The 23074-nt window shown below is 63.3% G+C and carries 25 protein-coding genes and 1 pseudogene; 16 read left to right on the forward strand and 10 right to left on the reverse strand.

Annotated elements, in window-relative coordinates; all coding sequences use genetic code 11:
* The first annotated feature begins 186 nt into the window (after positions 1-186).
* Together argS and I8746_RS01625 are read left to right on the forward strand one after the other, a co-directional pair.
* On the forward strand, positions 187-1923 hold the full coding sequence (argS, locus tag I8746_RS01620; RefSeq protein WP_221099931.1) for an arginine--tRNA ligase: 1737 nt from the start codon (positions 187-189) through the stop codon (positions 1921-1923).
* Between the two features lies 1 nt (position 1924).
* On the forward strand, positions 1925-2623 hold the full coding sequence (locus I8746_RS01625; protein WP_003249122.1) for an SPOR domain-containing protein: 699 nt from the start codon (positions 1925-1927) through the stop codon (positions 2621-2623).
* A gap of 91 nt (positions 2624-2714) precedes the next feature.
* Here the strand turns inward: I8746_RS01625 and I8746_RS01630 are convergent, their stop codons facing one another.
* Positions 2715-3134, reverse strand: coding sequence for a TM2 domain-containing protein (locus I8746_RS01630; protein ID WP_221099933.1), 420 nt, complete (start codon positions 3132-3134; stop codon positions 2715-2717).
* A gap of 166 nt (positions 3135-3300) precedes the next feature.
* Between I8746_RS01630 and I8746_RS01635 the strand changes: the two genes are divergently transcribed.
* Positions 3301-3927 carry a C40 family peptidase gene (locus I8746_RS01635; RefSeq protein WP_003249118.1) on the forward strand — a complete coding sequence of 209 codons (627 nt, stop codon included), beginning with the start codon at positions 3301-3303 and terminating at the stop codon, positions 3925-3927.
* 127 nt (positions 3928-4054) lie between these two features.
* Here the strand turns inward: I8746_RS01635 and I8746_RS01640 are convergent, their stop codons facing one another.
* Positions 4055-5053: a type IV pilus twitching motility protein PilT gene (locus I8746_RS01640; protein ID WP_014754737.1), complete on the reverse strand. Its 999-nt coding sequence runs from the start codon at positions 5051-5053 to the stop codon at positions 4055-4057.
* A gap of 65 nt (positions 5054-5118) precedes the next feature.
* Between I8746_RS01640 and I8746_RS01645 the strand changes: the two genes are divergently transcribed.
* The 9 genes from I8746_RS01645 (at position 5119) to I8746_RS01685 (ending at position 11688) form a co-directional block, all read left to right on the forward strand.
* Positions 5119-5805, forward strand: a complete 687-nt coding sequence (locus I8746_RS01645) for a YggS family pyridoxal phosphate-dependent enzyme (protein WP_004575484.1) — start codon at positions 5119-5121, stop codon at positions 5803-5805.
* Positions 5806-5843: 38 nt separating this feature from the next.
* Entirely contained in the window at positions 5844-6662 is an 819-nt protein-coding gene (proC, locus tag I8746_RS01650) for a pyrroline-5-carboxylate reductase (RefSeq protein WP_004575483.1), read from the forward strand.
* A gap of 10 nt (positions 6663-6672) precedes the next feature.
* Positions 6673-7263 carry a YggT family protein gene (locus tag I8746_RS01655; RefSeq protein WP_012053960.1) on the forward strand — a complete coding sequence of 197 codons (591 nt, stop codon included), beginning with the start codon at positions 6673-6675 and terminating at the stop codon, positions 7261-7263.
* Positions 7264-7362: 99 nt separating this feature from the next.
* Positions 7363-8502 (forward strand): homoserine O-acetyltransferase, encoded by a 1140-nt coding sequence (locus I8746_RS01660; protein ID WP_003249108.1) that lies wholly within the window; start codon positions 7363-7365, stop codon positions 8500-8502.
* 7 nt (positions 8503-8509) lie between these two features.
* Positions 8510-9130, forward strand: coding sequence for a methionine biosynthesis protein MetW (gene metW, locus I8746_RS01665; protein ID WP_003249106.1), 621 nt, complete (start codon positions 8510-8512; stop codon positions 9128-9130).
* A 22-nt stretch (positions 9131-9152) separates the two neighbouring features.
* Positions 9153-9587 carry a DUF4426 domain-containing protein gene (locus I8746_RS01670; protein WP_047603637.1) on the forward strand — a complete coding sequence of 145 codons (435 nt, stop codon included), beginning with the start codon at positions 9153-9155 and terminating at the stop codon, positions 9585-9587.
* Positions 9584-10180, forward strand: a complete 597-nt coding sequence (rdgB, locus tag I8746_RS01675) for an RdgB/HAM1 family non-canonical purine NTP pyrophosphatase (protein WP_003249101.1) — start codon at positions 9584-9586, stop codon at positions 10178-10180. The genes I8746_RS01670 and rdgB overlap by 4 nt, the downstream gene beginning before the upstream one ends.
* Positions 10177-11352, forward strand: a complete 1176-nt coding sequence (gene hemW, locus I8746_RS01680; RefSeq protein ID WP_003249098.1) for a radical SAM family heme chaperone HemW — start codon at positions 10177-10179, stop codon at positions 11350-11352. Before rdgB ends, hemW begins: the two co-directional genes overlap by 4 nt.
* Positions 11353-11361: 9 nt before the next feature.
* On the forward strand, positions 11362-11688 hold the full coding sequence (locus I8746_RS01685; protein WP_003249095.1) for a DUF3392 domain-containing protein: 327 nt from the start codon (positions 11362-11364) through the stop codon (positions 11686-11688).
* Positions 11689-11896: 208 nt separating this feature from the next.
* Here I8746_RS01685 and trmB read toward each other — a convergent pair whose 3' ends face one another.
* The 4 genes from trmB to I8746_RS01705 form a co-directional block, all read right to left on the reverse strand.
* Positions 11897-12619: a tRNA (guanosine(46)-N7)-methyltransferase TrmB gene (trmB, locus tag I8746_RS01690; RefSeq protein WP_004575478.1), complete on the reverse strand. Its 723-nt coding sequence runs from the start codon at positions 12617-12619 to the stop codon at positions 11897-11899.
* A gap of 9 nt (positions 12620-12628) precedes the next feature.
* Positions 12629-13441, reverse strand: a complete 813-nt coding sequence (locus I8746_RS01695) for a thiazole synthase (protein WP_003249091.1) — start codon at positions 13439-13441, stop codon at positions 12629-12631.
* A gap of 54 nt (positions 13442-13495) precedes the next feature.
* A complete protein-coding gene (gene thiS, locus I8746_RS01700; RefSeq protein WP_003249090.1) occupies positions 13496-13696 on the reverse strand; it encodes a sulfur carrier protein ThiS in 201 nt (66 codons plus the stop codon).
* Positions 13697-13798: 102 nt separating this feature from the next.
* Positions 13799-14170, reverse strand: a complete 372-nt coding sequence (locus I8746_RS01705) for a DUF423 domain-containing protein (protein WP_003249087.1) — start codon at positions 14168-14170, stop codon at positions 13799-13801.
* A 29-nt stretch (positions 14171-14199) separates the two neighbouring features.
* Here I8746_RS01705 and mtgA point away from each other — a divergent pair.
* Positions 14200-14945: pseudogene (mtgA, locus tag I8746_RS01710) on the forward strand (monofunctional biosynthetic peptidoglycan transglycosylase).
* A gap of 250 nt (positions 14946-15195) precedes the next feature.
* On the opposite strand, the gene rpoH reads toward mtgA, so the two are convergent.
* From rpoH to ftsY, 4 genes are all read right to left on the reverse strand, one after another.
* Positions 15196-16050 carry an RNA polymerase sigma factor RpoH gene (gene rpoH, locus I8746_RS01715; RefSeq protein WP_012053964.1) on the reverse strand — a complete coding sequence of 285 codons (855 nt, stop codon included), beginning with the start codon at positions 16048-16050 and terminating at the stop codon, positions 15196-15198.
* 111 nt (positions 16051-16161) lie between these two features.
* Positions 16162-17187, reverse strand: a complete 1026-nt coding sequence (gene ftsX / locus I8746_RS01720) for a permease-like cell division protein FtsX (RefSeq protein ID WP_003249081.1) — start codon at positions 17185-17187, stop codon at positions 16162-16164.
* Positions 17184-17855, reverse strand: coding sequence for a cell division ATP-binding protein FtsE (gene ftsE / locus I8746_RS01725; protein ID WP_003249079.1), 672 nt, complete (start codon positions 17853-17855; stop codon positions 17184-17186). Before ftsE ends, ftsX begins: the two co-directional genes overlap by 4 nt.
* Positions 17856-17857: 2 nt before the next feature.
* Positions 17858-19312: a signal recognition particle-docking protein FtsY gene (gene ftsY, locus I8746_RS01730; RefSeq protein WP_088512580.1), complete on the reverse strand. Its 1455-nt coding sequence runs from the start codon at positions 19310-19312 to the stop codon at positions 17858-17860.
* Between the two features lie 231 nt (positions 19313-19543).
* On the opposite strand from ftsY, the gene I8746_RS01735 reads away from it, so the two are divergent.
* Genes I8746_RS01735 through rsmD form a run of 3 tightly spaced genes read left to right on the forward strand, consistent with a single transcriptional unit; the run spans position 19544 to position 22984 of the window.
* Positions 19544-20899, forward strand: a complete 1356-nt coding sequence (locus tag I8746_RS01735) for a pitrilysin family protein (RefSeq protein WP_012053966.1) — start codon at positions 19544-19546, stop codon at positions 20897-20899.
* Positions 20892-22382, forward strand: coding sequence for a pitrilysin family protein (locus I8746_RS01740; RefSeq protein ID WP_012053967.1), 1491 nt, complete (start codon positions 20892-20894; stop codon positions 22380-22382). Before I8746_RS01735 ends, I8746_RS01740 begins: the two co-directional genes overlap by 8 nt.
* Entirely contained in the window at positions 22382-22984 is a 603-nt protein-coding gene (gene rsmD, locus I8746_RS01745; protein ID WP_003249075.1) for a 16S rRNA (guanine(966)-N(2))-methyltransferase RsmD, read from the forward strand. Before I8746_RS01740 ends, rsmD begins: the two co-directional genes overlap by 1 nt.
* Positions 22985-23074 lie beyond the last annotated feature (90 nt).

Genomic DNA, 23074 nt, shown 5'->3' on the forward strand with positions numbered 1-23074 from the left:
CTTCAAGCTGCGAGTGACCAGCGGCAAGCAAGCGCCGGGCGGGTGCGATGCCGCTTTTTCTTGCCGCTTGTGGCCCCCAGCTTGCCGCCCAAAGGTTGGCAACCTGCTCCCGGCAACGGATAATGCCCAGTTTTTCCACCTGCGCATCCAGGCGCTCACCGCGCTTGCGGTCGAAAAGAGATCCCCATGAAAGACACCATTCGCCAGCTGATCCAGCAAGCCCTCACCCAACTCGTCACCGACGGTGTGCTGCCTGAAGGGCTGTCGCCGGCGATCCAGGTGGAAAACGCCCGGGACAAGACCCACGGCGACTTCGCCAGCAACATCGCCATGATGCTGGCCAAGCCGGCCGGCATGAAGCCGCGCGACCTCGCCGAAAAACTGATCAACGCCCTGCCGGCCAGCGCCGACATCAGCAAGGTCGAGATTGCAGGCCCCGGCTTCCTCAACTTCTTCCAGAACACCGATGCCCTGGCCAACCGCCTGGATGCCGCTCTGGCCGACGCCCACCTGGGTGCACGCAAAGCCGGCCCGGCGCAAAAGGTGGTGATCGACATGTCGGCGCCCAACCTGGCCAAGGAAATGCACGTCGGCCACCTGCGCTCGACCATCATCGGCGACAGCGTTGCGCGCGTGCTGGAGTTCCTGGGCGACAACGTCATCCGCCAGAACCACGTCGGCGACTGGGGTACCCAGTTCGGCATGCTGATGGCCTACCTGCAGGAAAACCCGATCACCAGCGACGAGCTGTCGGACCTGGAAAACTTCTACCGCGCGGCGAAGAAACGCTTCGATGAATCGGAGGAGTTCGCCACTCGCGCCCGCGGCCTGGTGGTCAAGCTGCAAGCCGGCGACCCCGAGTGCCTGGCCCTTTGGACACGCTTCAAGGACATTTCGCTGTCGCACTGCCAGAAGACCTACGAGCTGCTCAACGTCAAGCTGACCATGGCCGACGTGATGGGCGAAAGCGCCTACAACGACGACTTGGCCAACGTGGTGTCCGACCTCAAGGCCAAGGGCCTGCTGGTCGAAGACCAGGGCGCCCAATGCGTGTTCCTCGACGAGTTCAAGAACAGCGAAGGCGACCCCCTGCCGGTGATCGTGCAGAAGGCTGACGGCGGCTATCTGTACGCCACCACCGACCTGGCTGCCGTGCGTTACCGCAGCAACGTGTTGAAGGCTGACCGCGCACTGTACTTCGTCGACCAGCGCCAGGCCCTGCACTTCAATCAGGTGTTCGAAGTAGCCCGCCGCGCTGGCTTCGTCGGCCACCCGATGCAAATGGAGCACATGGGCTTCGGCACCATGAACGGCGCCGACGGCCGCCCGTTCAAGACCCGTGACGGCGGCACCGTGAAGCTGATCGACCTGCTCACCGAGGCCAAGGAGCGCGCCTACGCGCTGGTCAAGGAAAAGAACCCGAGCCTGGCCGACGACGAACTGCGCCACATCGGCGAGGTGGTGGGCATTGGCGCGGTGAAATACGCCGACCTGTCCAAGCACCGCACCAGTGACTACAGCTTCAACTTCGAGCTGATGCTCAACTTCGAAGGCAACACCGCCCCTTACCTGCTGTACGCTTACACCCGCGTAGCCGGCGTGTTCCGCAAGCTGGGCAAAGGCTTTGACGAAGTCGAAGGCAAAATCGTGCTGCACGCAGCCCACGAGCAGGACTTGGCCGCGCGCCTGGCGCAGTTTGGCGAAATCCTCAACAACGTCGCCGAAAAAGGCACGCCGCACGTGCTGTGCAGCTACCTGTACGACTTGGCCGGCCTGTTCTCCAGCTTCTACGAAAACTGCCCGATCCTCACTGCCGAAACCCCTTCGCAGCAGCAGAGTCGGCTGCGCCTGGCCGCCCTGACCGGCCGCACCCTCAAACAAGGTCTGGAACTGCTCGGCCTGGAAACCCTGGAGCGCATGTAAGTTGGCTGCCAAGAAAAAACCTGCCCCGAAACGCGGCGCCAGCCGCCAGACGGCACCGGCCAAACAGCCGATCCCCGGCTGGGTATGGCTGGCGGTCGGCCTGACCGTAGGCGCGTTCATCGTGTTCCTGATGAAACTCGAACCCGGTGGCGATGACATCAAGCGCACCAAGCCCGAGCAGGAGAAACCGGCGAAAACGGCCGAAGCCGGCAAGCCCGCGCAAGCTACCCCGCAACAGCCGGTGAAGCCGAAGTACGACTTCTACACCCTGCTGCCGGAGTCTGAGGTGATCGTGCCGCCGGAAGCCGTACCGGAAAAAACGCCACCGGTGCCGGCCCAGCCAGTAACCCCGGTGACACCAGCAGAAGCGGCGAAAATCGACACGGCGAGGGCCCAGGCAGCACTGCTCGGCCAGACCCCGCCGCCGCCACCGCCTGTGATCAAGCCGGCGGCGACCACGCAGTACTTCCTTCAGGCCGGCTCGTTCCGCAAGCAGGCCGATGCCGACAAGGTACGGGCACAGATCATCCTGCTGGGCCAGTCCGTGAAGGTGGAGTCGGGCACGGTCAAGGATGAAACCTGGTACCGCGTACTGGTCGGGCCGTTCAGCAACCGCGAGCAGTTGACCGGGGCACAGAAGCAGCTGGCTGGGGCCGGATTCAGCAACCTGTTGCTGCAACAGCGGCAGACCCGCCAGTAACAAAGAAGGCCTTGCCGCGGCGGCGCGACAAGGCCTTTTTCATGGGGGACGGGCTTGCCCCTGAATGGGCTCTAAAACAGCCCCGGTACCGTCAGCCCCGCCCCGCATTCCTCTCGGACACCTGGCTGTTCAACGTCCAGAAGTCATACAGCACCCCCACCAGGAACAACCCGCCGGTAAAGAAGTAGATGATCGCGGTGATCCATTTGCCCTGATACAGCCGGTGCAGGCCAAACACCCCCAGGAAGGTCAGCAGAATCCAGGCGATGTTGTAGTCGATACGCCCGGACTGAAACCTCAGGTCGGCTTCACGGTCCATGGACGGGATCAGGAACAGGTCGATCAACCAACCAATGCCCAGCAAGCCGAAGGTGAAGAACCAGATGGTCCCGGTAATCGGCCTGCCGTAATAGAAACGATGGGACCCGGTGAAGCCGAAAATCCACAGCAGGTAGCCAATGGTTTTGCTGTGGGTGTTGTGAAAGGGCACCCCCTGTTGATAACTGTTCATTCATAGCCCCCGTGGGTTATCCGAAAATTTTCTAAGAAAAAATGTGACTTTCTCGTCGCTACCCGACATACGGCGCCTAGGCAATCGACCAACGGATCAATAACTGATCAAAAAGCTGTTATAAAGTTGCGCGCCCAACACATAACTATTCATAAGAGCTTCATCTATGCCGCCTTTGATCAAGACATGGCTGACCCTCTGCCTATTATTGCCCCTGGCCGCCCACGCCACCAATCGTGAGCAACGTCTTCCCAATGGTTTCACCGGCTACACGACCAACGCGTCGGTGAAACACGCACCCGCCAAGCAGACCGCGCTGCGCGCCCGCCCAAGCAATGCCGTCAGCAACCGCGGTGCGAATGTCGCCGCCATGTCGCCTAAGCAAAGCAGCGATGTGCTGAGCCGTGCGGTAAATGTGCTCGGTACCCCTTATGTTTGGGGCGGCAGCAGCCCGAAAAAAGGCTTTGACTGCAGCGGGCTGGTCAAATACGCCTTCAACGACGTCGCCGACGTCGACCTGCCGCGCACCTCCAATGCCATGGCCCAGGGCCATGGGGTGAAGGTGGCCAAGGGTGATCTGAAGCCTGGCGACCTGATCTTCTTCAACATCAAGAGCCGTCGGGTCAATCACGTCGCCATCTACCTGGGTAACGACCGCTTCATCCACGCGCCACGCCGTGGCAAGCGGGTGAGTATCGACACCTTGAGCAAGCCTTACTGGCAGAAGCACTACGTGGTGGCCAAACGGGTGCTGCCGAAAGAGCAGCAGCAGCTGAGTCTGGCCAAGCGTTAATCTGATCGGCGCTATCCGGTACCGGCCCCTTCGCGGGCACGCCCGCTCCCACAGCTACCGCGTCGCTCTCGCGGGCAGCGCCATACCTGTGGGAGCGGGCGCGCCCGCGAAAGGGCCTTTGCAGGTACTACAAGCCTTTGATCAACCCTCGCTCCCTCAGCCTCCGCAACGCCCCCTCCATCGTCAGCATCCCCTCCGCCGCCCCGCCCTGCATCACCGAAGACAACTGCGCCAAGCGCCCCTCCCGAATCAGGTTACGCACCGCCGGCGTCGCCACCAGCACTTCCCGCGCAGCCACCCGCCCACCCCCCACGCGCCTGACCAGCACCTGCGCGACCACCAGGCGCAGCGACTCGGCCAGCATCGCCCGCACCAACGGCTTTTCCTCGGCAGCAAAAACCTCCACCAACCTGTCGATGCTGCTGGTCGCCGAACGCGCATGCACGGTTGCCAGCACCAGGTGCCCGGTTTCGGCCGCGCGCAGGGCCAGGCGAATGGTTTCCAGGTCGCGCAACTCGCCGATCATGATCACGTCCGGGTCCTGGCGCAGCGCACTGCGCAGCCCCTGAGCAAAGCCGCGACTATGGCGCCCCATCTCACGCTGGTTGACCAGGCTGCGCTGGCTGGCATGGATGACCTCGACAGGGTCTTCCAGGGTAATGATGTGCAGCGCCCGCTCGCGGTTCAGCTGGTCGAGCAGCGTTGCCAGGGTACTGGACTTGCCACTGCCGGTCGGCCCGCCCACGAGGATCAAGCCATCCCGGCAATGCGCAACAGCTTGAAACACATCCGCAAGGTCCAGCTCACTCACCGTCGCAATGCGCCCCGGAATCAACCGAAAGGTAACCGCCGGGCCATTCAACTGGCGAAACAGGTTCAGCCGAAAGCGCCCAAGCGCCGGCAACTCCAGCGCAAGGTCCATTTCATCGCCTTGGGCCCACTGCCGGCGCTGGTCATCATCCAGCACGCTCGCCATGCCCTCGATCAAGGCCCCTTGGCTCAAGGGCGGCAAGCCCATACGCTGCAACTCGCCATCCAGGCGCAGCATCGGAATCTGACCCGTCGCCAGGTGCAGGTCTGAAGCCCCCGCATCCACAGCTCGGGCCAACAGGTCGGTCACATCCATGAGACTCCCCAAAGGCCTTCAAGCAGGTAGAATGCCGCAGACCCTACAGCTGCCGGCATCGATCCATGTCCACCCTAGCAGACAACCTTTCCGCGATTTCCGCCCGTATCGCCAGTGCTGCCCAGGCAGTCGGGCGTGATCCGGCCAGCGTCCAGTTGCTGGCCGTGAGCAAGACCAAGCCCGCCAGCGCTATCCGCGAGATCCATGCCGCCGGTGTGCGCGACTTCGGGGAGAATTACCTACAGGAAGCACTGACAAAGCAGCAGGCCCTCAGCGACTTGCCCTTGATCTGGCACTTCATCGGCCCCATTCAGTCGAACAAGACCAAAGCCATCGCCGAGCATTTCGACTGGGTGCATTCCGTGGACCGCCTGAAAATTGCCCAACGCCTGTCGGAACAGCGCCCTGCCGGGTTGGCGCCGCTGAACATCTGCCTGCAGGTAAACGTCAGCGGCGAAGACAGTAAATCCGGCTGCACCCCGGCCGACCTACCCGCGTTGGCCAAAGCCGTAGCCGCACTGCCCAACCTGCGCCTGCGCGGGCTGATGGCAATCCCGGAACCCACCGAAGACCGCGCCACCCAGGAGGCCGCCTTCGCCAGCCTGCGCAAGTTGCAGGAAGGCCTGGGGTTTGGCCTGGACACCCTGTCCATGGGCATGAGCCACGACCTGGAAGCGGCTATCGCCCAGGGCGCGACGTGGGTACGAATTGGCACGGCCCTGTTCGGCGCCCGCGACTACGGCAACACCTGATTCCATGCTTCACTCACTCTTTTCCACAAGGACCTGACATGAGCAAGACACGTATTGCCTTTATCGGCGCCGGCAACATGGCCGCCAGCCTGATCGGTGGTCTGCGTGCCCAGGGCCTGGACGCCTCGCAGATCCGCGCCAGCGACCCGGGCGCCGAGACCCGCAGTCGCATCCAGGCCGAGCACGGCATTGAAGCCTTCGAGGACAACGCCCAGGCCATCGATGGCGCTGACGTCATCGTGCTGGCGGTCAAGCCACAAGTCATGAAAACCGTATGTCAGGCACTGCAACCCAACCTGCAGGATGGCCAGCTGATCGTTTCAATCGCCGCCGGCATCACGTGCGCCAGCCTGCAAAGCTGGGTGGGCGCTCGCCCGGTGGTGCGCTGCATGCCCAACACCCCGGCATTGCTGCGCCAAGGCGTGAGCGGCCTGTACGCCACCGCTGAAGTGTCCGGCGAACAGCGTCAGCAGGCCGAACAACTGCTGTCGGCCGTGGGCACCGCCCTGTGGCTGGAGCAGGAACAGCAACTGGACGCCGTGACAGCTGTGTCCGGCAGTGGCCCGGCATACTTCTTCCTGCTGATCGAGGCCATGACCGCGGCAGGCGAAAAACTCGGCCTGCCACGCGAAACGGCCTCCCAACTGACCTTGCAGACGGCCCTGGGCGCCGCGCGCATGGCAGTTGCAAGCGATGTCGATGCCGCTGAACTGCGCCGCCGCGTCACTTCGCCCGCCGGCACCACGGAAGCGGCGATCAAGTCGTTCCAGGCCAGCGGCTTCGAAGCCATCGTCGAGCAGGCGCTGCAGGCTGCAGCCACGCGCTCCGCCGAGCTGGCCGAACAACTGGGCAAATAAGGAGCTTTAGATGAATGCACTGTCAGGCGCCGCGATTTTCGTGGTGCAAACCCTGGTCAGCCTTTACCTGGTCATCGTCCTGCTGCGCTTCGTGCTGCAACTGGTCAAGGCCAACTTCTACAACCCGCTGTGCCAGTTCGCCGTTCGTGCCACCCAACCGCTGCTCAAGCCGATCCGCCGGATCATCCCAAGCGTTGGCGGGCTGGATACCTCGTCGCTACTGCTGGCGGTGGTCATCCAGGCCTTGCTGATGGGCTTTGTGCTGATGGTCACCTACGGTACCTTCGGCGACGTCCTGCACCTGCTGATGTGGGCGATCATCGGCATCACCTCGCTGTTCCTGAAGATTTTCTGGGTGGCGATGATCGTCATGGTGATCGTTTCCTGGGTTGCCCCCAACAGCCACAACCCGGCGGCCGAACTGGCCTACCAGATCAGCGAGCCCGTGCTGGCGCCGTTCCGCCGCCTGGTGCCAAACCTGGGCGGCATGGACATCTCGCCGATCTTCGCCTTCCTGGCGATCCAGGTGATCCAGTCGTTTGTCATGCCTCCGCTGGCCGCCTACGCGGGCATGCCTCAAGAGCTGTGGCGAATGATCTGAGGCTCGCCAGAGCCAGCGTGCCCCCAGTCGCAAGCCTTTGCTTGCCGCTGGGGGTAGCGCTCTTTAGACTTACGCCTCCGTCAAGCGTGAGCAGGGTCGATGTCAACTGTCTTTCCCGAAGATTCCGTCGGTCTGGTAGTACCGCAAACCGCCCGGTTCGATGAACCGCTGGCACTGGCCTGTGGCCGTTCACTGGCCAGTTACGAACTGGTCTACGAGACCTATGGCACCCTGAACGCCAGCGCGAGCAACGCCGTGCTGATCTGCCATGCCCTGTCCGGCCACCACCATGCCGCTGGCTACCATGCCGCCACCGACCGCAAGCCGGGCTGGTGGGACAGCTGCATCGGCCCTGGCAAACCGATCGACACCAACCGCTTCTTCGTGGTCAGCCTGAACAACCTCGGCGGCTGCAACGGCAGCACCGGCCCCAGCAGTGTCAACCCGGCCACCGGCAAGCCATATGGCGCCGAGTTCCCGGTATTGACCGTGGAAGACTGGGTGCACAGCCAGGCACGGCTGGCCGACCGCCTGGGCATCCAGCAGTGGGCAGCTATCGTCGGCGGTAGCCTGGGGGGCATGCAGGCGCTGCAATGGACGATGACCTACCCCGAACGCGTACGCCACTGCGTCGACATCGCCTCGGCACCCAAGCTGTCGGCGCAGAACATCGCCTTCAACGAGGTGGCGCGTCAGGCCATTCTTACCGACCCCGAGTTCCATGGAGGCTCGTTCCAGGACCAGGGCGTGATCCCCAAGCGCGGCCTGATGCTGGCACGCATGGTCGGCCACATTACCTATCTGTCCGATGATTCGATGGGTGAAAAATTCGGCCGAGAGCTGAAAAGCGACAAGCTCAACTACGACTTCCACAGCGTCGAGTTCCAGGTCGAAAGCTACCTGCGCTATCAGGGCGAGGAGTTTTCCGGCCGTTTCGACGCCAACACCTACCTGCTGATGACCAAGGCACTGGACTATTTCGACCCGGCCGCCACGCACGGTGGTGATCTGGCCGCCACCCTGGCCCACGTCAAGGCAGACTACTGCATCATGTCGTTCACCACCGACTGGCGCTTCTCTCCGGCCCGTTCGCGCGAGATTGTCGACGCGCTGATGGCCGCGCGCAAGAACGTCTGCTACCTGGAGATCGATTCGCCCTACGGGCACGATGCCTTCCTGATCCCCACACCTCGCTACATGCAGGGTTTCTCGAACTACATGAACCGCATTGCCATCTGAGGACAGCATGAGAGCCGATCTGGAAATCATCCACGACTGGATCCCCGCCGGCAGCCGGGTACTCGACCTGGGCTGCGGTAGCGGCGAACTGCTGGCCTCGCTGCGTGACCGCAAACAGGTCACCGGCTACGGCCTGGAAATCGACGCCGACAATATCGCCGCCTGCGTGGCCAAGGGCGTCAACGTCATCGAACAGGACCTGGACAAAGGCCTGGGCAACTTCGCCAGCAACAGCTTCGACGTGGTGATCATGACCCAAGCCCTGCAGGCCGTGGAATACCCCGACCGCATCCTCGACGAAATGCTGCGAGTAGGCCGTCAGTGCATCATCACCTTCCCGAACTTCGGCCACTGGCGCTGCCGCTGGTACCTGGCGACCAAAGGCCGCATGCCGGTATCGGACTTCATGCCGTATACCTGGTACAACACGCCGAACATCCACTTCTGCACCTTCGCCGACTTCGAAGAACTTGTGCACGAACGCCGAGCCAAGGTACTCGACCGCCTGGCGGTCGACCACTTGCACCGCAACGGGTGGGGTGGCCGGCTATGGCCTAATCTTCTAGGTGAGATCGGCATCTACCGCGTCAGCAGTCCGGGCCTGCAAGAGCATCAGCTCGCGGTCTGACGCCCACCGGAGGAATCGCACCATGCGTCGCCTAGCCCTGTTCCTGATCAGCCTGTGCCTGGCCCTGCCAGTATTGGCTGCCGATGCCGCACGCCCCGAGCGCAAGGAGGTATTTGGCGACGTGACGGTGCACTACAGCGCATTCACCTCGAGCATGCTCCCACCCGAGGTGGCCGCGGCCACCGGCCTGGTGCGCAGCAAGAACCAGGGCGTGCTCAACATTACCGTGCTCAAGGCCGGCAAGCCCACCCCAGCACTGGTCAGCGGTAAGGTCAGAGACCTGACCGGGCGCATCAGCCCGCTGTCGTTCAAGCAGATTACCGAACCGGGCGCGGTGTACTACATCGCCCAGTTCAAGATCGAACAACCAGAAACCGTCACCTTCGACCTGACCATCGAAACCGGCGGCATCAGCAACTCTCTCCGCTTCAACCAGGAAGTGTTCCCAGGCGAATGATGAATTTCCAGCAACTCGTATTGGCCAGCCACAATGCCGGCAAACTGAAGGAACTCCAGGCCATGCTCGGCCATTCCGTGCAACTGCACTCGATTGGTGAGTTCAGCCAGGTGGAGCCGGAAGAAACCGGCCTGTCGTTCGTCGAGAACGCCATCCTCAAGGCGCGCAACGCCGCCCGCATTTCCGGCCTGCCGGCCCTGGCCGATGACTCTGGCCTGGCAGTGGACTTCCTCGGCGGCGCGCCGGGCATCTACTCGGCGCGTTATGCCGACGGCAAAGGTGACGCGGCAAACAATGCCAAGCTGCTCGAAGCCTTGAAAGACGTGCCTGAAGCTGAGCGCAGTGCACAGTTCGTCTGCGTTCTGGCGCTGGTGCGCCACGCCGACGACCCATTGCCGATCCTGTGCGAAGGCCTGTGGCACGGGCGCATCCTGTTCGAGGCCAGCGGCGAGCAGGGCTTTGGCTACGACCCGCTGTTCTGGGTACCGGAGCGCAACTGCTCCAGCGCCGATCTAGCCCCAGCAGACAAGAACCAGCTCAGCCACCGCGCCCGTGCCATGGCCCTGCTGCGCAAACGTCTGGGCCTGGCATGATCGAAATGCTGTCGCCCCCCGGCGCGGCAGGCTTTAGCAGCCTGCCGCCGCTGGCGCTGTACATCCACATTCCGTGGTGCGTACGCAAATGCCCTTATTGCGACTTCAACTCCCACGCAGCCGGGCCTGAACTACCGGAAGATGCCTACGTCACAGCCCTGCTCGACGACCTCGACCAGGAACTGGCTGCCGTACAAGGTCGCCCGATCAGCTCGATCTTCTTCGGTGGCGGTACGCCAAGCCTGTTCAGTGCCAACGCCCTTGGCCGGCTACTGCGTGGCATAGAGCAACGTATTCCGTTCGCGCCAGACATCGAGATCACCCTCGAAGCCAACCCGGGCACCTTCGAGCAGGACAAGTTCAAGGCCTACCGGCAGACCGGTATCAACCGTCTTTCGATCGGCGTGCAGAGCTTCCAGCCAGCCAAGCTGGAGGCACTGGGGCGCATCCACAATGGCGACGAAGCGGTTCGGGCCGCCGACATGGCGCGCGCGGCCGGTTTCGACAATTTCAACATGGACCTGATGCACGGCCTGCCCGACCAGTCGCTGGACGATGCGCTGGGTGACCTGCGCCAGGCCATCGATCTGGGGCCGACCCACCTGTCGTGGTATCAGCTGACCGTGGAGCCGAACACGGTGTTCTGGAACCAGCCGCCAGAGCTGCCCGAAGACGACATCCTCTGGGATATTCAGGAAGCCGGCCAAGCGCTGATGGCCGAGCACGGCTACCGCCAGTACGAGGTATCGGCCTACGCCCAGGCAGGCCGCGCCGCCCGGCACAACCTCAACTACTGGCGCTTCGGTGACTTCATCGGCATTGGCGCTGGCGCTCACGGCAAGCTCACCTTTGCCGACGGGCGCATCCTGCGTACCTGGAAGACCCGCCTGCCCAAGGATTACCTGAACCTGGCCAAGCCGTTCAAGGCCGGCGAGAAGCTGCTGCCAGTCGATGAACTGCCGTTCGAGTTCCTGATGAACGCCCTGCGCCTGACCGATGGCGTGGAAGCCGAACTGTTCACCCAACGCACCGGCTTGCCGCTGTCACAGCTGCAGGAAGCACGCCGTGCCGCCGAACAAAAGGGCCTTTTGCAGGTCGAACCGGATCGACTGGTAGCCACGCCGAGGGGCCAGTTGTTCCTCAATGACCTGCTGCAGTATTTCTTGACCTAAGGATGACCCATGGATCTGGTACTTGATCTGCTCGCGACGGTTTCCCGCTGGAGCCGCAGCAACCTGTCGGAGATTTCACTGGCCTTGGTAGGCTGCCTGCTGGTGCTGTTCGGCACTGATGTCAAAGCCTGGGCCGAGCAGCGCCTGGGCGGCCTCGCGGGCGCCCTGCGCGTGCCGTTCATGGCGCTGATGGTCATGATCGGTAGCGGTGCTGCGCTGATCTATGCCACACCGTGGGTGGTGAAGGGGCTCAGCCAGTTCAACAACTATGCGTTGGCGCCTGTGTTGCTGGTGGTGCTGGTATTGATTGGCGTGGTGGCGGATCGCCGAGGCTGACCCAATGGCCCCGGGCCCTTGTAGGAGCGGGTTCACCCGCGAAAGGGCCGGCCGTGCTGGCCAATCTCCACCCGCCGTTCACCGTTGCCGCCACTACCGTATTCGCGGGTGAACCCACTCCTACAAAGAAAAAACCGCCCTTCTCAAGGCGGTTTTTTTCGCCTGCATTCCTGCAAGCATCGGCACATCGAGAAGCCGTATCAGCCGCTCAATCGACCTTCTCGAACTTCAAGTCCCACACCCCGTGCCCCAGCCGCTCACCGCGGCGTTCGAACTTGGTGATCGGGCGCTCTTCGGGGCGCGGCACATAGGTGCCGTCTGCCGCACGGTTGCGATAGCCAGGAGCTGCGCTCATCACTTCCAGCATGTACTCGGCATACGGCTCCCAATCGGTGGCCATGTGGAACACACCACCAGGCTTGAGCTTGCGACGTACCAGCTCGGCGAACTCCAGCTGGACGATGCGGCGCTTGTGGTGACGCGCCTTGTGCCATGGGTCTGGGAAGAACAGCATCAGCCGATCAAGGCTGTTATCCGCCACGCAGCGGTTCAGCACTTCGATAGCATCGCAGTCATACACCCGCAGGTTTTTCAGCCCCTGGGTCAGCACGCCATTGAGCAGCGCGCCAACACCCGGGCGGTGCACTTCCACACCGATGAAGTCCTGCTCAGGTGCAGCAGCGGCCATTTCCAGCAGGGAATGGCCCATACCGAAGCCGATCTCCAAGGTGCGCGGGGCCGAACGGCCGAACACCTGGTCGTAGTCCACCGGGCTGTCAGCCAGTGGCAGGATGTACAGCGGGCCGCCTTGGTCCAGGCCGCGTTGCTGGCCTTCGGTCATGCGCCCGGCACGCATCACGAAGCTCTTGATGCGGCGGTGTGGGCGGGCTTCGCCGTCGGGGGTGATCGGCGTATCGTGCGATTCAGTCATCAGTTGCTCTTACTTGATCAGACCATCCAGCGGCGAGGAGGCGCTGGCATAGAGTTTCTTCGGCATACGACCGGCCAGGTAGGCCATGCGACCCGCGACAATGGCGTGTTTCATGGCCTCGGCCATCAGCACCGGCTGCTGGGCGTGGGCGATGGCCGAGTTCATCAGTACTGCCTCACAGCCCATTTCCATGGCGATGGTGGCGTCGGATGCGGTACCCACGCCAGCATCGACCAGCACCGGCACCTTGGATTCTTCCAGGATGATCTGCAGGTTGTAGGGGTTGCAGATACCCAGGCCGGTGCCAATCAGGCCAGCCAGCGGCATGACCGCGATGCAGCCGACTTCGGCCAGCTGACGGGCGATGATCGGGTCGTCGCTGGTGTAGACCATGACGTCGAAACCTTCCTTGACCAGCACTTCGGCGGCCTTGAGGGTTTCGATCACGTTGGGGAACAGGGTTTTCTGGTCGGCCAGCACTTCCAGCTTCACCAGCGTCCGGGACTCGTGCGATTTGCGCCCATCGAGCAGTTCGCGGGCCAGACGGCAAGTGCGTACCGCTTCCACCGCGTCAAAGCAGCCTGCAGTGTTCGGCAGGATGGTGTACTTGTCGGGCGACAGTACATCGAGCAGGTTCGGCTCGCCCGCGTTCTGGCCAAGGTTGGTGCGGCGCACAGCGACGGTGACGATTTCGGCACCCGAGGCCTCGGTGGCCAGGCGGGTTTCTTCCATGTCACGGTACTTGCCGGTACCGACCAGCAGGCGCGACTGGAAAGTACGCCCGGCCAGGGTGAAGGGCTTGTCGCTACGAACGTTGCTCATCGTTGTTCCTCGGGAAAAGGTTGCAGGGCTTGCTTGTGAACCGCCGGGCTGCTGTCAGCCGCCACCGATGGCGTGGACCACTTCGACCTGGTCGCCGTCATTCAGCAGCGTGCTGTCGTGCTGGCTACGCGGCACGATATCCAGGTTCAGTTCCACTGCAACACGGCGCCCGGTCAGTTCCAGGCGCGCCAGCAGGGCTGCAACGCTTTCGCCGGCAGGCAGTTCGTAAGGTTCACCGTTCAATTTAATGCGCATGCGCACGGCCACCATTGTTCTTTGGGGCCAGCATTCTAGCGCCGAACCGCCCTGCAACCCAAGGGCGGTGCGCGCCATTAGTCGTGATTGTGGACCACTCGGTCAGCCCAGCCGCCAGGCTGCCAGGCCCAGGCACAGCCAGCCGACAAGGAAGCACAAGCCACCCATCGGGGTGATGATGCCAAGCTTGCCAAGGCCACTGAGGGTCAGCAGGTACAGGCTGCCGGAGAACAGCACGATGCCCAACGCAAACAGGCCGCCAGCCCACCCGACCAGGCGCCCGGGCAGGTGCGCCGAGAGCACCGCAACGCCGAAGATCGCCAAGGCATGGACCAGCTGGTAAGTCACGCCGGTATGGAAGATTGCCAGGTAGTCAGCCGTCAGCCGGTTTTTCAGGCCATGAGCGGCGAAGGCGCCCAGGGCGACACCGGTAAAGCCAAAAAAGGCGGCAAGCATCAGGAAGCTGCGAAGCATGGGACGACTCCTTGTATCGGGTCTGTATAATGGCCCCTTCCACCCTTAGGGCCAAGCCATCGACATGCTGTCAACGCTTATCCGTCGCCTCTCCCGCGCCCTGCTCTGGTTCGTTGCCGGCAGCATCGTGCTGGTGCTGGTGTTCCGCTGGGTACCACCGCCCGGCACGGCGCTGATGGTCGAGCGCAAGGTACAGTCTTGGGTGAATGGTGAACCGATCGACCTGCAGCGCGACTGGGAGCCTTGGGAGAACATCTCCGATGAGCTCAAGGTTGCAGTCATTGCTGGCGAGGACCAGAAGTTCGCCAACCACTGGGGCTTCGACCTCCCGGCCATTCAGGCGGCGCTGGCCCACAACGAACGCGGTGGCAACATTCGCGGCGCCAGCACCCTGACCCAACAAGTGGCCAAGAACCTGTTTCTGTGGTCAGGCCGCAGCTGGTTTCGCAAGGGGCTGGAGGCCTGGTTCACCGCACTGATTGAGCTGTTCTGGTCGAAGGAGCGGATTCTCGAGGTCTATTTGAACAGCGCCGAGTGGGGCAAGGGCGTGTTTGGTGCCCAGGCGGCGGCGCGTTATCACTTTGGTGTCGACGCCAGCCGGCTCAGCCGCCAGCAGGCGGCGCAGCTGGCTGCGGTGCTGCCTAGCCCAATCAAATGGAGTGCCAGCCGGCCGAGTGCCTACGTGGCCAGCCGGGCCGGCTGGATTCGCCGGCAGATGAGCCAGTTGGGCGGGCCCAGCTACCTGATGCAGCTGGACTCATCCAGAAAGCTTTGAATGCAGGCCCGGCCCTTTCGCGGGTAAACCCGCTCCTACGGGCAACCGCATCCCCGGCCTCCTCGCGGGCAAACCCGCGCCTACGGGCAACCGCATCCCCCAGCCTCCTCGCGGGCAAACCCGCGCCTACAGGCAACCGCATCCCCTGTAGGAGCGGGTTTACCCGCGAAGAGGCCGGCGAAGCCAGCACAAACAAAAAAAGCCGCTCACCCCATAGGGCCAGCGGCTTTTCTTTACAACCCAGACTCGATCAGGCAGAAATCAGTGCCTTGACCTTGTTCATCGCATTCTTTTCCAGCTGGCGAATACGTTCAGCCGATACGCTGTACTTGTCTGCCAGTTCATGCAGGGTGGCCTTCTCTTCCGCCAGCCAACGCTGATAGAGAATGTCGCGGCTACGCTCGTCCAGACCTTGCAGCGCTTCGTGCAGGTTGCTGGTGGAGTTGTCACTCCAGTCGGCATCCTCCAACTGCACCGCTGGATCGTAACGGTGGTCTTCCAGGTAATGCGCAGGCGACTGGAAGGCGCTGTCGTCGTCAGCTTCCGCTGCCGGATCGAAGGCCATGTCCTGGCCGCTGAGGCGGCTTTCCATCTCGCGCACTTCGCGCGGCTCGACGCCAAGGCTTTCCGCCACGCGATGCACTTCGTCGTTGTTCAGCCACGCCAGGCGCTTCTTCTGGCTACGCAGGTTGAAGAACAGCTTGCGCTGAGCCTTGGTGGTAGCCACTTTGACGATGCGCCAGTTGCGCAGAATGAACTCGTGGATCTCTGCCTTGATCCAGTGCACAGCGAACGACACCAGGCGCACGCCCATTTCAGGGTTGAAGCGCTTGACGGCTTTCATCAGGCCGACATTGCCTTCCTGGATCAGGTCAGCCTGGGCCAACCCGTAGCCGGCATAACTACGGGCGATATGTACGACGAAACGCAGGTGGGCCATCACCATCTGACGAGCGGCCTCGACATCCTGCTCATAATAGAGACGCTCGCCCAGATCACGCTCCTGCTCGACCGTCAGCAGCGGGATGCTGTTGACCGTGTGCACATAGGCTTCCAGGTTTGCACCGGGTACCAGGGCATAGGCAGGTTGCAACGATGTGGTCATTCAAGAACCTCCGACTTACAAAACTCGCACCTTGTGGGCGCTGCCAACATTGACCTGGAACGACGGTACAAGTTCCGCAGTGAAGAAAATGTCAATGCTGGCACGTAAAAACTATCGCGGCGCCAGCTCGTTCAAGTGGCGGGCGACTGCAATCCATGCACCGATATACCCCAACAACACTGCTCCGATCAAGAGCGACAGACCATCGGAAGCCGGAACGCCGCCCAGGGCGAAGTCACTGCCATACAGCCCGGAAAGCCCTACCACCGCCTCGTTCAGCCAGTTCAGGCCAAACGCCAGGATGCCCCACGCCAGCAGGCCTGCGCCCAGGCCATACAGGGCGCCCATGTACAGGAACGGCCGGCGCACGTAGGCGTCGGTGCCGCCGACCAGCTTGATCACTTCGATCTCGATACGACGGTTTTCAATGTGTAGACGAATTGTGTTACCGATTACTAACAGCAGGGCAGAAATCAGCATTACGGCCAGGCCGAAGACGAAGCGGTCACCCAGCTTGAGGATGGCTGCCAGGCGCTCGACCCAGACCAGGTCCAGTTGCGCCACGTCCACCCGCGGCAGCTCCGCCAGGCGCTGACGCAAGGCGTCCAGGGCCGGCTTGTCGACCTCGGTCGGGGTTACCACCACCACACCCGGCAATGGGTTGTCTGGCAGTTCGCGCAAGGCCTCGCCCAGGCCGGACTGCTGCTGGAACTCCTCCAGGGCCTGCTCGCGGCTTACATACTGGGCGTCCGCCACGCCAGGCATGCCCTTGATCTCGTCGCGCAGCGCTTCGCCATCGCGGCTGCCGGCATCAAGCTTGAGGTACAGCGAAATCTGCGCAGCGCGCTGCCAAGAACCGCCAAGCTGCTCGACGTTCTTCAGCAACAAGGACAGGCCCATCGGCATGCTCAGCGCCACTGCCATGACCAGGCAAGTGAAGAAGCTGCCGATCGGCTGCTTGCCCAGGCGGCGCAGGCTGTCGGCCAAGCTGGCACGGTGGCTTTCCAGCCAGGCATGCAGCAGGGTGCGGAAGTCCGGGCCATCATCGTCTTCACCGCGCTTTTTCTTCGCAGGTTGCGGATCGGCCGGTTTCGGTGCGACCCGCTCGGAAACCTTCGGCGTGCGTGTAGTGTTCATTGCCCGGCCTCCCCATCGCCGATCAAGCGGCCGCGTTGCAAGGTCAGCATGCGGTGGCGCATGCGCGCGATCAGTGCCAGGTCGTGGCTGGCGATCAATACCGTCGTGCCCAGGCGGTTGATGTCCTCAAACACGCCCATGATCTCTGCAGCCAGGCGCGGGTCGAGGTTACCGGTGGGTTCGTCGGCCAGCAGCAGAGCCGGCTGGTGAACAATGGCGCGGGCGATACCCACCCGCTGTTGCTGCCCGGTGGAAAGGTCGGCCGGAAACAGCTCGCCCTTGTCGGACAGCGACACGCGCTCCAGCGCCGAGTCCACGCGCTTGGCGATCTCGACCTTGGACAGGCCGAGAATCTGCAGCGGCAAGGCAATGTTGTTGAACACGGTGCGGTCGAACAACAACTGGTGGTTCTGGAACACCACGCCGATTTGCCGGCGCAGGAACGGGATTTGCGCATTGCTGATCTGGCCAAGGTCCTGCCCGGCCAGCATCAGCTTGCCGCTGGTCGGGCGCTCCATGGCCAGCAACAGGCGCAGCAGGGTGCTCTTGCCTGCGCCGGAGTGGCCGGTGACGAACAGGAATTCGCCCCGGCGCGCCCGGAAACTCAGCTCATGCAACCCCACATGACCGTTGGGATAGCGCTTGGCAACCTGCTCGAATCGGATCATGGTCAATCTCGCTCGGCGAACAGAGCCTTGACGAACGGCTCGGCTTCGAAGGTACGCAGGTCGTCGATGCCTTCACCGACGCCGATGAAACGGATCGGGATGTTGAACTGCTTGGCCAGGGCGAAGATCACCCCGCCCTTGGCAGTGCCGTCCAGCTTGGTCAGGGCCAGGCCGGTCAGCTCGACGCTCTGGTTGAAGTACTTGGCCTGACTGATGGCGTTCTGGCCGGTGCCGGCGTCAAGCACCAGCAGCACCTCGTGCGGCGCCTCAACGTCGAGCTTGCCGATGACCCGGCGGACCTTCTTCAGCTCTTCCATCAGGTTGTCTTTGGTGTGCAGGCGGCCGGCAGTGTCGGCGATCAGCACGTCGACGCCACGGGCCTTGGCGGCCTGCACGGCATCGAAGATGACCGAAGCAGAGTCGGCACCCGTGTGCTGGGCGATCACCGGAATCTGGTTACGCTCGCCCCACACCTGCAACTGCTCGACCGCGGCGGCGCGGAAGGTATCACCGGCAGCCAGCATGACCTTCTTGCCTTCCAGTTGCAGCTTTTTCGCCAGTTTGCCAATGGTGGTGGTCTTGCCGGCGCCGTTCACGCCAACCACAAGGATCACATAGGGTTTGTTCTGGGCCTGTACCTTCAGCGGCTGCTCGACCGGGCGCAGCAGCGCAGCCAGTTCTTCCTGCAACGATTTGTACAGGGCATCGGCATCGGCCAACTGCTTGCGCGCGACCTTCTGGGTCAGGTTCTGGACAATGGCCGAGGTAGCCTCCACACCCACGTCGGCAGTCAGCAGGCGCGTCTCGATTTCATCGAGCAGGTCGTCGTCGATGACCTTCTTGCCGAGGAACAGGCTGGCCATGCCCTCGCCGATGCTGGCACTGGTCTTGGACAGGCCTTGCTTGAGGCGCGCGAAGAAGCCGGGCTTGGCCTGTTCGACGGGTGCAGCAACAGGCGCCGCCGGGGCGGGTACCGCGCGTTCCGGGATTGCGGGCGGTGCCTTCGGCTCCAGGTCCGGCACCAGGGCCACGGGCTCTTCGGCAACCGGCAGCACCAGGTTGCTGACCGGCGCTGCGGTCTCGACAGGGGCAGACTCGACAGGGGCCGCCTGCAAGGGCATGGACGCAACCGGCTCTGGCTCAGGCGCCTGCAATGGCTGGGACGCCACCGGTTCAGGGACGGGGGCCTCGACTACCGGGGGCCGGGCCGGTGCGGCGTCCGGCTGCGGCTCAGCCAGCTGTGGGGCAGCAGGGGCCTGAACGGGTTCGGGGGCCTGTGGCGCTTCGGCGGCAGATCCCTCGACCGGAGCGGCTGCAGACTGCTCGACAGCGGGGGGTTCATGCGCGGGCACGCCCGCTCCCGCAGGTGGCTGCGGCTTCTTGCGAAACCAGCTGAACAGGCCTTTCTTCTCACCAGCCTCGGCCGGCGCTTTTTTGTCGTCGTTGGAACCAAACATGGAAGACGGCTATCTCAGGGTAGCGATAGGCCAGCTATGGCCAATCGGGAATTCTCTCTACGCAGAACAGACTATCTTGAAGCCGGCTGGTTCATGCGCAATGTTTTGACTTAGTGTCCTGTGGGCCAGAACGGCGACAGGCATGGTCGCCAGGCAACCGGATCAGTATCCTAGCACCTCCTGGCCCGCCGACGCTAAACCCAGCGGGCCGCCGAACAGGTTAAACACCGTATGAACGCTCTAGCCCGCCGCGCCGCTGGCCTGTTGCTCGGCACGCTCTGCCTGCCGCTCGCGGCCTTTGCCGCCGATGTGCAACCCACCCACGAATTCATCCTCGACAATGGCCTGAAGGTCGTGGTCCGCGAAGACCATCGCGCCCCGGTGGTGGTCTCGCAGATCTGGTACAAGGTCGGCTCCAGCTACGAGACCCCGGGCCAGACCGGCTTGTCCCATGCGCTGGAACACATGATGTTCAAGGGCAGCGCCAAGGTCGGCCCCGGCGAGGCCTCGCGCATTCTGCGTGACCTCGGCGCCGATGAAAACGCCTTTACCAGCGACGACTACACCGCCTATTACCAAGTGCTGGCCCGCGACCGCCTGCCGGTAGCCCTGGAACTGGAGGCGGACCGCCTGGCCAGCCTGCGCCTGCCTGCCGACGAGTTCAGCCGCGAAATCGAGGTCATCAAGGAAGAACGCCGCCTGCGCACCGACGACCAGCCCAATGCCAAGGCATTCGAGCTGTTCCGCGCCATGGCCTACCCGGCCAGCGGCTACCACACGCCGACCATTGGCTGGATGGCCGACCTGGAGCGCATGAAAGTTGAGGAACTGCGCCACTGGTACGAGTCCTGGTACGCCCCCAACAACGCCACCCTGGTGGTGGTCGGTGATGTCACCGCCGCCGAGGTCAAGGGCCTGGCGCAGAAGTATTTCGGCAATATTCCCAAACGCGCCGTACCGCCAGCCAAGCTGCCACTGGAACTGGCCGAACCTGGTTGGCGCCAGTTGACCCTGCACGTACGAACCCAGCTGCCAAGCCTGATCTACGGCTTCAACGTGCCCGGCCTGCCCACCGCCAAGGACCCTCGGACGGTACATGCCCTGCGCCTGATCTCGGCACTGCTCGACGGCGGCTACAGCGCCCGCATGCCGGCCCGCCTGGAGCGTGGCCAGGAACTGGTGGCCGGCGCGTCGTCCAGCTACAACGCCTTCACCCGCGGCGACAGCCTGTTCCTGATCTCGGCGACGCCGAATGTGCAGAAGCAGAAAACCCTCGCCGACGTCGAGAAAGGCATCTGGCAGCTGCTTGAAGAACTCAAGAGCACGCCGCCCAGCGCCGAAGAGCTGGAACGCGTACGCGCTCAGGTCATCGCCGGCCTGGTCTACGACCGCGACTCCATCAGCAGCCAGGCCACCACCATCGGCCAGCTGGAAACCGTCGGCCTGTCCTGGAAGCTGATCGACAGCGAACTGGACGAGCTCAAGCGCGTCAACCCGCAGGACATCCAGAACGCCGCGCGCACCTACTTCACCCGCGAACGCCTGAGCGTTGCCCATGTACTGCCCGAGGAGTCCGCCCATGAGTGATCGCCGCGCACCACGCCCAACCCTGCTGGCCACGGGCATTCGTGCCCTGGCGCTGGCGGCAGTGCTGGCCGCTCCGGCCATGGCCGATAACGCTGCCAAGGCCGACAGCAGCGCAGCCCGCCCGGCCAACACCTTGCAGTCGCTGGCCGAACTGAATGGCAAGGCACCCAGCCGGCGTCAGCTGAACATCCAGCACTGGAACACCGCCGAAGGTGCCCGGGTGCTGTTCGTCGAGGCCCGCGAACTGCCCATGTTCGACCTGCGCGTCACCTTCGCTGCCGGCAGCAGCCAGGACGGCGGCACGCCAGGCCTGGCCGCTCTGACCAACGCCATGCTCAACGAGGGCGTGGCCGGCAAGGACGTCAGCGCCATCGCCGAGGGCTTCGAAGGCCTGGGCGCAGACTTTGGCAACGGTTCCTACCGCGACATGGCCGTCGCATCGCTGCGCAGTCTCAGTGCCAAGGACAAGCGCGAACCGGCCCTCAAACTGTTTACAGAGGTGGCGGGCAAGCCAACATTCCCCGAGGATGCCCTCAAGCGCATCAAGAACCAGATGCTGGCTGGCTTCGAATATGAGAAACAAAACCCCGGCAAGATCGCCGGCAAGGCCCTTTTCGGCAAGCTCTATGGCGACCACCCCTACGCCCACCCAAGCGACGGCACCGCAGAGAGCATCACGGGCATAAGCCTTGCCCAGCTGCGCGCGTTCCACGCCAAGGCCTATACCGGCGGCAATGCGGTAATCGCCCTCGTCGGCGACCTCAGCCGTGCAGAGGCCGAAGCCATCGCCGCCCAGGTGTCTGCCGGCCTGCCCAAGGGCCCTGCGCTGGCCGCACCGGCCCAACCCACAGACGCCAAGGCCGGCCTGACCCACATCGACTTCCCGTCCAAGCAGACCCACCTGATGCTGGCCGAACTGGGGATCGACCGCCAGGACCCGGACTGGCCAGCCCTGTCGCTGGGCAACCAGATCCTTGGGGGTGGCGCCTTCGGTACCCGGCTGATGAGCGAGGTGCGAGAGAAGCGTGGCCTGACCTACGGCGTTTACTCGGTATTCAGCCCGATGCAGGTACGCGGTCCGTTCATGATCAACCTGCAAACCCGTGCCGAGCTCAGCGAAGGTACGCTCAAGCTGGTGCAAGGCATTCTCGCCGACTACCTGAAGACGGGCCCTACCCAACAGGAACTGGACGATGCCAAGCGCGAGCTGGCCGGCAGCTTCCCGCTGTCCAATGCCAGTAATGCCAGCATCGTCGGCCAACTGGGCGCGATCGGCTTCTACAACTTGCCGCTGACCTGGCTAGAGGACTTCATGCAACAGTCCCAGGCCCTTACCGTCGAACAGGTCAAGGCAGCCATGAACAAACACCTGTCAGCCGATAAACTGGTGATCGTCACCGTTGGCCCGAAAGTGCCACAAAAACCGCTGCCAGCACCCACTGACAAGCCCTCCGAGCAACCGCTCGGGGTACCGGAGCACTAATGCCAAGATCCACCCCTCCCGCCCGCCCGCAAGCGGGCCAAAGCAAGGGCCAGGGCCACCTGCGCATCATCGCCGGCGAGTGGCGCAGCCGCCGCCTGGCGGTGCCGGAAGGCGAAGGCCTGCGGCCAACGCCTGACCGCGTACGGGAAACCGTATTCAACTGGCTGGCACCCTACATCGAGGGCGCCCGCGTGCTGGACGCCTTCACCGGCAGCGGTGCCTTGGTGCTCGAAGCCCTGTCCCGTGGGGCCGAGGATGCCGTGGCGCTGGACAGCAACCCTGCGGCCATCGCCAACCTGAAGAACAACCTCGAAATCCTGCGCTGTCCTCGCGGGCAAATTCTGCAAACCGACGCCCTGCGCTACCTGCAAGGCCCGGCCAAGCAGCAGTTCGATGTCGTGTTTCTCGACCCGCCGTTCCACCAGGACTTACTGGCCAACACCTGCAACATGCTGGAGCAGCATCAGTGGTTGAGCGAGCAGGCATGGGTCTACACAGAAAGCGAAGCGGCACCCTCGACCTTGCAGCTGCCAGGCAACTGGCGCCTGCACCGCGAGAAGAAGACCGGCCAGGTGCACTACGCGCTCTGGCAGCGGGGCTGATTACCCGCGGGTTGTGTGTACTTAGTTACCGCACCCCATCTGCGCCATGGTTGAAGCTGCTCCTTCATTTCCTGAAGGAGCAGTTCAACC

It is taken from the genome of Pseudomonas sp. USTB-Z (assembly GCF_019691255.1).
Lineage (GTDB): Bacteria > Pseudomonadota > Gammaproteobacteria > Pseudomonadales > Pseudomonadaceae > Aquipseudomonas > Aquipseudomonas alloputida.

Coding starts and splice junctions, on each gene's coding strand:
- I8746_RS01685 (WP_003249095.1), top strand. CDS start 11,362: ATGGATCTGGTACTTGATCTGCTCGCGACGGTTTCCCGCTGGAGCCGC.
- I8746_RS01695 (WP_003249091.1), bottom strand. CDS start 13,441: ATGAGCAACGTTCGTAGCGACAAGCCCTTCACCCTGGCCGGGCGTACT.
- I8746_RS01655 (WP_012053960.1), top strand. CDS start 6,673: ATGAATGCACTGTCAGGCGCCGCGATTTTCGTGGTGCAAACCCTGGTC.
- I8746_RS01705 (WP_003249087.1), bottom strand. CDS start 14,170: ATGCTTCGCAGCTTCCTGATGCTTGCCGCCTTTTTTGGCTTTACCGGT.
- I8746_RS01735 (WP_012053966.1), top strand. CDS start 19,544: ATGAACGCTCTAGCCCGCCGCGCCGCTGGCCTGTTGCTCGGCACGCTC.
- ftsY (WP_088512580.1), bottom strand. CDS start 19,312: ATGTTTGGTTCCAACGACGACAAAAAAGCGCCGGCCGAGGCTGGTGAG.
- hemW (WP_003249098.1), top strand. CDS start 10,177: ATGATCGAAATGCTGTCGCCCCCCGGCGCGGCAGGCTTTAGCAGCCTG.
- trmB (WP_004575478.1), bottom strand. CDS start 12,619: ATGACTGAATCGCACGATACGCCGATCACCCCCGACGGCGAAGCCCGC.
- argS (WP_221099931.1), top strand. CDS start 187: ATGAAAGACACCATTCGCCAGCTGATCCAGCAAGCCCTCACCCAACTC.
- proC (WP_004575483.1), top strand. CDS start 5,844: ATGAGCAAGACACGTATTGCCTTTATCGGCGCCGGCAACATGGCCGCC.
- I8746_RS01670 (WP_047603637.1), top strand. CDS start 9,153: ATGCGTCGCCTAGCCCTGTTCCTGATCAGCCTGTGCCTGGCCCTGCCA.
- I8746_RS01635 (WP_003249118.1), top strand. CDS start 3,301: ATGCCGCCTTTGATCAAGACATGGCTGACCCTCTGCCTATTATTGCCC.
- ftsE (WP_003249079.1), bottom strand. CDS start 17,855: ATGATCCGATTCGAGCAGGTTGCCAAGCGCTATCCCAACGGTCATGTG.
- rpoH (WP_012053964.1), bottom strand. CDS start 16,050: ATGACCACATCGTTGCAACCTGCCTATGCCCTGGTACCCGGTGCAAAC.
- I8746_RS01640 (WP_014754737.1), bottom strand. CDS start 5,053: ATGGATGTGACCGACCTGTTGGCCCGAGCTGTGGATGCGGGGGCTTCA.
- ftsX (WP_003249081.1), bottom strand. CDS start 17,187: ATGAACACTACACGCACGCCGAAGGTTTCCGAGCGGGTCGCACCGAAA.
- I8746_RS01630 (WP_221099933.1), bottom strand. CDS start 3,134: ATGAACAGTTATCAACAGGGGGTGCCCTTTCACAACACCCACAGCAAA.
- I8746_RS01660 (WP_003249108.1), top strand. CDS start 7,363: ATGTCAACTGTCTTTCCCGAAGATTCCGTCGGTCTGGTAGTACCGCAA.
- rdgB (WP_003249101.1), top strand. CDS start 9,584: ATGATGAATTTCCAGCAACTCGTATTGGCCAGCCACAATGCCGGCAAA.
- thiS (WP_003249090.1), bottom strand. CDS start 13,696: ATGCGCATTAAATTGAACGGTGAACCTTACGAACTGCCTGCCGGCGAA.
- rsmD (WP_003249075.1), top strand. CDS start 22,382: ATGCCAAGATCCACCCCTCCCGCCCGCCCGCAAGCGGGCCAAAGCAAG.
- metW (WP_003249106.1), top strand. CDS start 8,510: ATGAGAGCCGATCTGGAAATCATCCACGACTGGATCCCCGCCGGCAGC.
- I8746_RS01740 (WP_012053967.1), top strand. CDS start 20,892: ATGAGTGATCGCCGCGCACCACGCCCAACCCTGCTGGCCACGGGCATT.
- I8746_RS01645 (WP_004575484.1), top strand. CDS start 5,119: ATGTCCACCCTAGCAGACAACCTTTCCGCGATTTCCGCCCGTATCGCC.